A 9,057-nucleotide genomic window follows, 5' to 3' on the forward strand; every position below is an offset into this window, starting at 1 on the left:
TGCTAGCCCAATTATTCAGCGAACGCAACGCTTTCTAGAAAATCTTTTTCCTCTTGTTAGATGGCAAAATCCCCAAAGATTCCCTGTACTTCGTAACAGTTCTCCGTGCTATATTGATGCCCTGTGACTTCAATATCCTCGCAACCTCTATATCGCTGAGGGGTTTTTGCGGATTTTCTCCCTGAATCAGCTCTTTGATCTTCTCCTTTACCGACTCCGACGCCACACTCTCACCGTCCCTCCTGGAAAGGGAGCTGGTAAAGAAGTATTTCAACTCGAACAAACCAAGCGGGGTGTGCACATATTTTCCGCTCGTTACGCGAGATACCGTAGATTCGTGCATTTTGATATCCTCGGCGATATCCCGGAGGGTCATGGGCTTTAAGAAGCCCGGTCCCTGCTCGAAAAATTCGATCTGATTCTTGAGTATCGACTCCATCACCCGGTATATGGTTCTCTTCCTCTGGTATATGCTCTTTACGAACCATGCGGCAGAATTCACCTTTTCCCTTATATACTCCTTCTCTTCCTTCGAGAGGGATGCTTTCTGCTTGATCAGGTCCCGGTAATAAGAGTTGATACGGAGCTTTGGCAATCCATCCTCGTTGAGGGAAATTACCCACTCTGAGCCAACCTTGAATACCGAGATATCGGGGACCACGTAATGTACCTCTGCTGTTGAATATTGCCTCCCCGGCTTCGGATCCAGGCTGGATATGTTCTTGAATGCCGCTCTTACCCTGGTCTTTTCAATTTTCAATGCCCGCGCAACGCCCAGAAGGTCCGTCTTGATGAATCTATCGAAATATTCATCGAGAATGCGCACCTCGAGAGACCTGAGGCCGAATTTTTCCCGCGCCTGCACGGAAAGGCATTCCTTCAGGTCCCGCGCCCCGGCACCGGTGGGGTCAAAGAGCTGGATCTTTTTCAGCATATCCTCCACCTCTTGTGCGGCAAGCTGAAACTTTTCCGACGTCTCTTCTATGCCAACCGTGAGGTAGCCATTTTCATCAATGTTTCCAATCAGATAGGTGCCGAGCTTTTTCTCCTCCAGGGAAAGGTTCTCAAGGGAAAGCTGAATCATGAGATGGTCGGTGAGATTGATCTCCGTCTTGAGGGTATTCTCGTACAGCGGCCTCCCGTCTTCATCCGCCCGGACCCTGCTTCCCTGATATCCCCCGAAGGATTCATCGGGAAAGTACGCATCCAGGTCGATCGAATCGAGGAAGGAATCGACTTCTTCCTCGTCCTCCTTTTCCTTCCCTTCAGCCGAAAGCTCCTCTTTTCGCTCATCCTCCTCCTCGAGAACCTCTTCGAGGACGGGATTCTGCTCGAGCTCATTTTTAATCGTCTGCTGAAGTTCCAGGCGGGTCAGCTGGAGAAGCTTTATAGCCTGCTGGAGTTGAGGGGTTATCGTCAGCTTGAGCTGCTGCTGCAGCCGGAGGCTATGTTTCATATCAAGCGCCATTAAAGCGTGAACTCCTCACCAAGGTAGACTTCCTTGACTATATCCGAACTGAATATGTATGCCGGCTCTCCCTCTTCGAGAATCTCCCCTTCGTTTATTATATACGCCCTGTCACAAACTCTCAAAGTGTCTCTGACGTTGTGGTCCGTTATGATAACCCCGATTCCCTCATCTCTCAGCTTCACGATAATTCTCTGCAGGTCAGCTATGGTAATGGGATCGATGCCTGCAAAAGGCTCATCGAGCAGGAGAATGGACGGCAGAAGGGTCAGGGCCCGGCAAATTTCAACCCTTCTCCTCTCACCACCGGAAAGGGAGTAACTCTTCGCCTTCCTCAGATGCTCGATGCCCAGCTCTGAGAGCAGCGTCTCGAGCCTTTCCTTCATTTCCCGCTGCGAAATGGGCAGCGTCTCGAGAATCGCCAGAACGTTGTCTTCAACGTTCATCTTTCGGAAAATAGAGGGCTCCTGGGGAAGATACCCGATACCCAGCCGTGCCCTCCTGTACATGGGGAAGGTGGTTATATCCAGATCGTTGAGGACTATGCTTCCCTCATCGGGGATGATGAGACCCGTGATGGCGTAGAAGAGGGTGGTTTTCCCGGCGCCATTCGGTCCCAGAAGCCCGAGCACTTCCCCCCTCTTCGCCTGGAGTGAAACACCTCTTAGCACTTTTCTCTTCCCGAAGTTCTTAACAATGTCTTTTGCCTGTAACGTGCTCACTCTTCTCCTTTTTCCGGGGCCTTTTGTTCTTCCTCTTTCTCCTTCATGAACGTGTCGGGATTGATGATCGCCTTCACCCTTCCCTTTTCTCCCCCTATGATGACGCTCCTGTTTTCGGCTATGTATATTATCAGCTTTTCACCCAGAAGCCTGCTGTCACCCTCTGATACTACCGTGTTTCCGATCAATTCGACAGTCTGATCTTCGTTGATGAAGATCGCCCGGTCTCCCCGCGCCTCTCTTATGTCTTCCTGAACGACCCTCACGTTCCCGATCGCCTCGATCTTTGCCACCTCCTTTCCCTCCTCGTCGTACTCGGCTATGAGGGAATCGGAGTAGATGAGCAAACTGTTCTGTGATGCGATGACATCCCCCTTGAAGGTCACCCTGCGCTTCTGCCTCTCCGCCACGAGCTCTTTCGCCGTTATCTCAATAGGCTTTTTGGACAGTTTTTCCGCCTTCAGCTCGTCGGCACCTTCGATTGCCTCCGCGGGGAGCAGCGGAAGGGCGAGGGCAAGGAAAAGTGACAGCAAAATGGCGGTATTCTTGCGGGCCCGGACCTTCTTCACCTGATCACCTCACCCAGCTCTTCCTTCAACACCGTAAGGTCTGAGATATGCGCTTCGACCCTTTCCAGCCTGAAGCGCTCTTCATTGAAATCCATGATCCCCCGGTCCCCCGTCACGGAGAGCGTGCCGGACTGGAGGCGAACATCCCTTTCCAGGATAGCTTCCCGGCGCTCGAAGTCGAAAATCCCCCCGCTCCCGGTCAGCCGGAAAACATCGGAGGCGGTAATGAGAACCCTCCCCGATGACACGAGAGATTTTATCTCGCTGTCATACACCGCCTCGGGCAGGGTGAAGTAATAGGGCACCTGATCCCCCTTGAAGACGCCCTGAACCTCCAGGAAGGAGACAAAATCAACCCCCCTGAAGTAGTTTGCCCTCCTGGCCGTGAAATCTACATCGACCCCCTTTTGTGATATCTCCCTGAATCCGAAATTATGAATGACCATGTCGGGGCTCGTTTGGGGAATAACCACGCCACCGGACCCGCCGACCGACATTTCTCTGCCCCCGTTCTTCGAGCAGAAAGAGATGAAAAAGGCGAGGAAAAGCGTCAAAAGAGTCGGCATCAGCTTATTCATGATGTTTATCATAGCACTTAATGAATGGAAGGTTAAAAGAAAGATATTTCAAGATCTTTCAGAATCGAAAGGAGGATGTGTGCGTCGATTTCCGGTTTTTCCGACACGGGAAAAAGGGTCCGGGCTGCCGGCGATAACGGGCCGCCAGGGCCGCGCCATTTTCCGCGGCGGGAAATCATCTACTCCAGGTACTTGGACATCACGGTGGCCCACAAACCCTTGTTTTTCAATATATATTCAATAATTTCCCTGACGGCCCCCCGGCCACCGGGCCTTTCCGCAACGTAGTGGGCGACATCTTTTACTTCCTGGACGGCATCCTGGACGGTGGCGGCAAAGCCGACCTTTTTCAGGACGGGAATGTCGACTATGTCATCCCCCACGTAGGCTATCTTTTCCCTTTCCACGCCGGTTTTTTCCATGATTTCCCAAAGCGCCGCCACTTTATCGAACTGCCCCTGGTACAGGATCTCTATACCCAGCTCCCCGGACCGCCTCGCAACGATGTCAGATTTTCGACCGGTGATAATTCCCACCTCGATTCCGGCGCGCTGGATGAGTTTGATTCCATGGCCGTCCTTTACGTCGAAAAACTTCCATTCCGTCCTGTCGGGGCCGTAGACTATCCTTCCATCCGTGAGCACGCCGTCCACGTCAACGAGAAGCAGCTCAACCCTCGTCGCTCTCTCCCGCGCTGTCTCCTGCCCGATCTGGTTCATGTAATCTTTGCCCTCAAAAGATCGTGTATGTGTATCACGCCAACGAGGTTCTTTTCCCCCTCGTCGAAAACAAAGAGTGAGGTTATCTTGTTTTGCTCCATTATGGAGAGAGCCTTGGCAGCAAGTTCGCTCTCCGTTATTCTCTTCGGGTTTTTCGTCATGATGTCCTTTGCCTTGACCGTGTATATGTCCACCTTTTTCTCCATGGCTCTGCGCAGGTCCCCATCGGTGATGACCCCGATAAGCTTGTTCTCCTCATTTACAATCCCCGTGACACCGAGCCTCTTCGACGATATCTCGTACAGGGCGTCTATGAGGGCTGTGTCGGGTCCTGTCAGGGGAATCTCGTCACCGGTGCTCATCAGATCAGAAACGAGTTTCAGCCTTCTCCCGAGAGCCCCCCCGGGATGCAGCATGGCAAAATCATCGAGGGAAAAACCCTTCTCCTTGAAAAGGACAACGGCCATTGCATCGCCGACAGCGAGGGCAGCGGTCGTGCTGGAGGTCGGGGCCACCCCCATCGGGCAAGCCTCTTTGGAGACACCCACGTCGATGGTAACATCGGCGTGCTTGGACAGCGTTGACTCGCTATTGCCCACCAGGGCGATCACCTTTACCCCCATCCTCTTGATAACCGTTAGAATAGAGATTACCTCCTCCGTCTCGCCCGAGTTGGAAAGGGCGATCAGCACATCGTCGGGCATGACCATGCCAAGGTCCCCGTGTATCGCCTCCCCGGGGTGGAGGAAAAAGGCGGGAGTGCCCGTTGAAGCGAAGGTGGCTACGATCTTCTTGCAGACGATCCCCGATTTCCCCATTCCCGTAAGAATCACCTTTCCCCTCGAATTCTTGATTATTTCTATGGCCCTCGCAAAGTCAGCGCCCACCTTGTGGATCTGTTCCTGTATTGCCGCCGCCTCGATGGCAAGCACCTCCTTTGCCGTGCCGATGATGTCTTCGGGAGCCATTTTTCATTCCTTTTCGAGTAGTTTACGGTGAGCGACGAGAGACCGAACGATCTTTCCCACCATGTCGAGGCGGATGCTGTTCGGTCCATCACACAGTGCACGATCAGGGTCCGGGTGAACCTCTATGAACACCCCGTCCGCGCCGGCGGCAACGGCAGCCCGGGCAAGGGGGGGAGCAAGATCCCTCTCCCCTCCCGATGCATGCCCCAATCCCCCGGGAAGCTGCACACTGTGCGTCGCATCGAAGACCACCGGGACAACCTCCCTCATCATGCTGAAAGAGCGCATATCCACGACCAGGTTATTATATCCGAAAGTCGTTCCCCGTTCCGTCACGAATACGTTTTCGTTCCCCGTGCTTTTCACTTTCTCCACGCTGTGGAAAATATCTGCCGGGGCCATGAACTGGCCTTTTTTGATGTTCACCGGCTTCCCCGTCTCCCCCGCGGCGAGGAGAAGGTCTGTCTGTCTGCAGAGAAAGGCGGGAATCTGAATAATATCAAGCACTTCTGCCGCAACCTCGGCCTGCCATTTTTCATGAATATCGGAGAGAAGGGTAAGTCCGTACCGCTCTCTCACCTCGAGGAGGACTTTCAACCCCTCCTCGATATCCGGTCCGCGAAAAGAAGTCAGGGAGGAACGGTTCGCCTTGTCGAAGGACGACTTGAACACGAGGTTTACCTGCTGTTCCGAAGAGAGCTCTTTCAGAACCCGGGCAGTCTCGAATACGACCTCCCTGCTCTCGATCACACAGGGGCCGGCGATAATAAGCAGCGGCTCGTCCGTTCCCACATGTATGCGTTCGGTCAATCGTACCTTTGGCATGTGTCTAAGCGATCTTCAAGTTTGCTTTTGAAAAGTTTTTTGCAGAGAGTATGAAATCCCTGAACAGGGGATGGGGGGCGCTCGGTTTGGACTTGAACTCCGGGTGGAACTGGCAACCCAAAAACCAGGGGTGTCCGGCAAGTTCCGCAATCTCCACCAGCCTTTCATCGGGAGAAAGCCCGGAAAAAACCATCCCTTTTTCTCCGAGCAGGTCTCTGAAATCGTTGTTCACCTCGAATCTGTGCCTGTGGCGCTCCGATATATCGGGTTTCCCGTAGGCAGACTTTGCCAGGCTCCCGTCAACGAGGGAACAGGGATACGCTCCCAGTCTCATGGTGCCGCCTTTGTCTTCGATATTTTTCTGATCTGACATCAGATCGATAACCGGAAATGGCGTTTCCGGGTCGAACTCCCTCGAATTGGCCTTCTCCATACCGCACACATTCCGCGCAAACTCGATGACGGAAACCTGCATGCCCAGACATATGCCGAAATAGGGGATGAGGTTTTCCCGCGCGTAACGGGCCGCCTTGATCTTTCCTTCGATGCCCCTCTTTCCGAAACCCCCGGGGACAAGGATTCCGTCCACACCCTTGAGGAGAGGCTCGGGCCCGCTCTTTTCAACCTCCTCGGAGTCGACGTACCTGAGGGAGACTTTCACGTTATTGGCAATCCCGCCGTGCACCAGGGCTTCGTTGAGGCTCTTGTAGGACTCTTTGAGATTCACATACTTCCCCACGATGGCGATGGTAATCTCGCCCTTCGGGTTTTTCACCTTGTCCAGGATATCCAGCCACACGGAGAGGTCGGGCTCCCTGGTCCATATATTGAGGAACTCAACGATCTTGTCATCCAGGCCTTCCTGGTTGAAAATGATGGGAACCTCGTAGATGGAATCCACGTCGCGGGCGGTGATTACCGCATCTTCCCGAACGTTGCAAAAGAGGGCTATCTTCGACTTAATTTCCTTCGGCAGGAGCCTGTCCGTGCGGCAGAGGAGGATGTCGGGCTGGATTCCGATCTCCCTGAGCTTCTGAACGCTGTGCTGGGTCGGCTTCGTCTTGAGCTCGCCCGCCGTGCGTATGTAGGGAACGAGAGTGACGTGAACGTACACCACACTGCCCTTGTCCTTCTCGATGCCTATCTGCCGGATCGCCTCCAGGAAGGGCAGTGACTCGATATCACCTACCGTGCCGCCCACCTCGACGATAATGAGGTCGTATCCGCTCCCTGCGGTGTATATGACCTTCTTGATCTCGTCCGTTATGTGGGGAATTACCTGCACCGTCCCCCCGAGGTAGTCGCCCCTGCGCTCTTTCGTGATCACAGAATGATATATTTTCCCCGTGGTGCAGTTGTTTTTCGCCGACATGACAACCGAAGCGTAACGCTCATAGTGTCCGAGATCGAGATCCGTTTCGGTCCCGTCGTCGGTGACATAGACCTCCCCGTGCTGGAAGGGGTTCATCGTGCCCGGGTCGACGTTTATGTACGGATCGAGCTTCAAAATGGTTACCCTGAGACCTCTGCTCTCGAGGAGAGTGGCGATAGACGCAGCAGCGAGACCTTTGCCGAGAGATGAAACGACTCCGCCGGTGATAAATATGAACTTAGGCTTCACGGAAACCATCCTCCTGGAGAAGTATTTTCCTCACCTCCTCGAGATCGATGGGCGTGTCCACGGCAACAGGCTCGTAGTCGACCGGGATGACCTTGATATGATAACCGTAATCCATCCACCGCAATTGTTCAAGGGATTCTGTATCTTCCAGCAGGCTCTCACGAAGCTTTCCGGTCTCCTCCAGCACTGCTCCCCGGAACGCGTAAATGCCTATGTGGCGCAAAAAGGAGCGAAAGTCATCATCGCGGTAGTACGGAATGGGGGCCCTGCTGAAATAGAGAGCCGATCCCCCTTCCCCCGCCACCACCTTGACCACGTTGGGACTCATGAAATCCTCAAAAGATGAGCTCCAGACGGCGGCAGTGGCAATCTGAACGGCCCCGTCCTGCTCGAAGAGTTCGATGAGTCCGTCTATGATCTCCGGGTCGATCAGGGGTTCGTCTCCCTGAAGGTTGATCACCACGTCCCAGTTCTTCCCCGAAGCCACATGCCGGACCCTGTCTGTTCCCGACCTGATATCCGGAGGTGTCATCACACATTTTCCCCCTCGCGAACTCACCTCCGCAAAGATCCTCTCGTCATCGGTTGCAACGATCACGTCCTGCGCTTTTTCCGCTCTCAATGCGCGCCTGTATACGTGCCATATCATGGGTTCCCCGCAGATGTCGGCCAGGGGTTTCCCGGGAAACCTCGAAGACCCATACCTGGCAGGAATGACGACCACCGATGTCACGATACCTTCACCTCACGGGAACACGACGCGTCCCCCAAGGGACTCCGTCTCTTCGAATTCACACATCACATTCAGGCATTGCACGGCAGCACCCGATGCGCCTTTGATGAGGTTATCGATGGCACAGACAACGACGAGAATACCCGTGTCCTCCCTGATCGCAAAACCGATATCGCAGAAATTCGACCCGTACACGTGCTTCGTGGAGGGAAATTCGAGTTCCCGATAGACTCTCACGAAGGGCTCATCCCCGTAGTAACTGGCATACACTTCCCGCACATCGGCCCCGGTCACACCCCCTTTCGGGATCATGTAGAGAGAAGCGAGAATTCCCCTCACCATGGGGCTCAAGTGGGGGATGAATGTCACCTTCACATCCTGGCCCGAGCCCGCCGACAGCTCCTGGTTGATCTCATTGGTGTGGCGGTGCACCGGGAAACCGTACGCCTGGATTCCCCCCTCGACCTCGGGGTAGTGGAAGGCCTGTTTCGGCGCTCTCCCCCCTCCCGAGACGCCGGTCTTGCAGTCAGCGACGATACCCCGTGGCTCAACCAGCCCCTCTTTCAAGAGGGGGTATGCGGGAAGTATCACGGACATGGGGAAACATCCGGGAACGGCAACGAGAGAGGAACTCTTTATTTCATCCCTTTTGAGCTCACATATCCCGTAAACGGCATCCTTGAGAAGGTATCCGCAGGTATGGCTGACCCCGTAGACCTTCTCATAGGACCCGGCATCTTTCAACCGGAAATCAGCGCTCAGATCGATCACCCTGATCCCCCGGTCGATAAGCGGCTCCGCCGTTGCCATCGAAACGGTGTGGGGAAGGGCGAGGAATGCCACGTCCATGTCGG

Annotated in this window: 9 protein-coding genes and 1 pseudogene (1 of these 10 only partly in view); all 10 read right to left on the reverse strand. The window is 54.2% G+C overall.

Annotation, left to right across the window (positions count from 1 at the left end; genetic code table 11):
• Window positions 1–34: 34 nt before the first annotated feature.
• Window positions 35–1,456: an RNA polymerase factor sigma-54 gene (rpoN, locus tag GTN70_12385; GenBank protein NIO17753.1), complete on the reverse strand. Its 1,422-nt coding sequence runs from the start codon at window positions 1,454–1,456 to the stop codon at window positions 35–37.
• 11 nt (window positions 1,457–1,467) lie between these two features.
• A complete protein-coding gene (lptB, locus tag GTN70_12390; protein NIO17754.1) occupies window positions 1,468–2,190 on the reverse strand; it encodes an LPS export ABC transporter ATP-binding protein in 723 nt (240 codons plus the stop codon).
• Window positions 2,187–2,759, reverse strand: a complete 573-nt coding sequence (gene lptA / locus GTN70_12395; protein NIO17755.1) for a lipopolysaccharide transport periplasmic protein LptA — start codon at window positions 2,757–2,759, stop codon at window positions 2,187–2,189. The genes lptB and lptA overlap by 4 nt, the downstream gene beginning before the upstream one ends.
• A complete protein-coding gene (locus GTN70_12400; protein ID NIO17756.1) occupies window positions 2,756–3,337 on the reverse strand; it encodes a hypothetical protein in 582 nt (193 codons plus the stop codon). The genes lptA and GTN70_12400 overlap by 4 nt, the downstream gene beginning before the upstream one ends.
• Window positions 3,338–3,516: 179 nt before the next feature.
• Window positions 3,517–4,056 carry an HAD-IIIA family hydrolase gene (locus GTN70_12405; GenBank protein ID NIO17757.1) on the reverse strand — a complete coding sequence of 180 codons (540 nt, stop codon included), beginning with the start codon at window positions 4,054–4,056 and terminating at the stop codon, window positions 3,517–3,519.
• A complete protein-coding gene (locus tag GTN70_12410; protein NIO17758.1) occupies window positions 4,053–5,024 on the reverse strand; it encodes a KpsF/GutQ family sugar-phosphate isomerase in 972 nt (323 codons plus the stop codon). Before GTN70_12410 ends, GTN70_12405 begins: the two co-directional genes overlap by 4 nt.
• A 3-nt stretch (window positions 5,025–5,027) precedes the next feature.
• The gene (gene kdsA, locus GTN70_12415; protein ID NIO17759.1) at window positions 5,028–5,849 is read right to left on the reverse strand and encodes a 3-deoxy-8-phosphooctulonate synthase; all 822 of its coding nucleotides are present in this window, start codon (window positions 5,847–5,849) and stop codon (window positions 5,028–5,030) included.
• Window positions 5,850–5,853: 4 nt separating this feature from the next.
• Window positions 5,854–7,470 carry a CTP synthase gene (locus GTN70_12420; GenBank protein ID NIO17760.1) on the reverse strand — a complete coding sequence of 539 codons (1,617 nt, stop codon included), beginning with the start codon at window positions 7,468–7,470 and terminating at the stop codon, window positions 5,854–5,856.
• Window positions 7,460–8,203, reverse strand: coding sequence for a 3-deoxy-manno-octulosonate cytidylyltransferase (gene kdsB, locus GTN70_12425; protein ID NIO17761.1), 744 nt, complete (start codon window positions 8,201–8,203; stop codon window positions 7,460–7,462). The genes GTN70_12420 and kdsB overlap by 11 nt, the downstream gene beginning before the upstream one ends.
• Window positions 8,204–8,215: 12 nt before the next feature.
• Window positions 8,216–9,057 (reverse strand): annotated as a pseudogene (locus tag GTN70_12430) (N-acetyl-gamma-glutamyl-phosphate reductase); it runs 145 nt beyond the window's last position.

This window comes from Deltaproteobacteria bacterium (assembly GCA_011773515.1).
Taxonomy (GTDB): domain Bacteria; phylum Desulfobacterota; class Deferrimicrobia; order J040; family J040; genus WVXK01.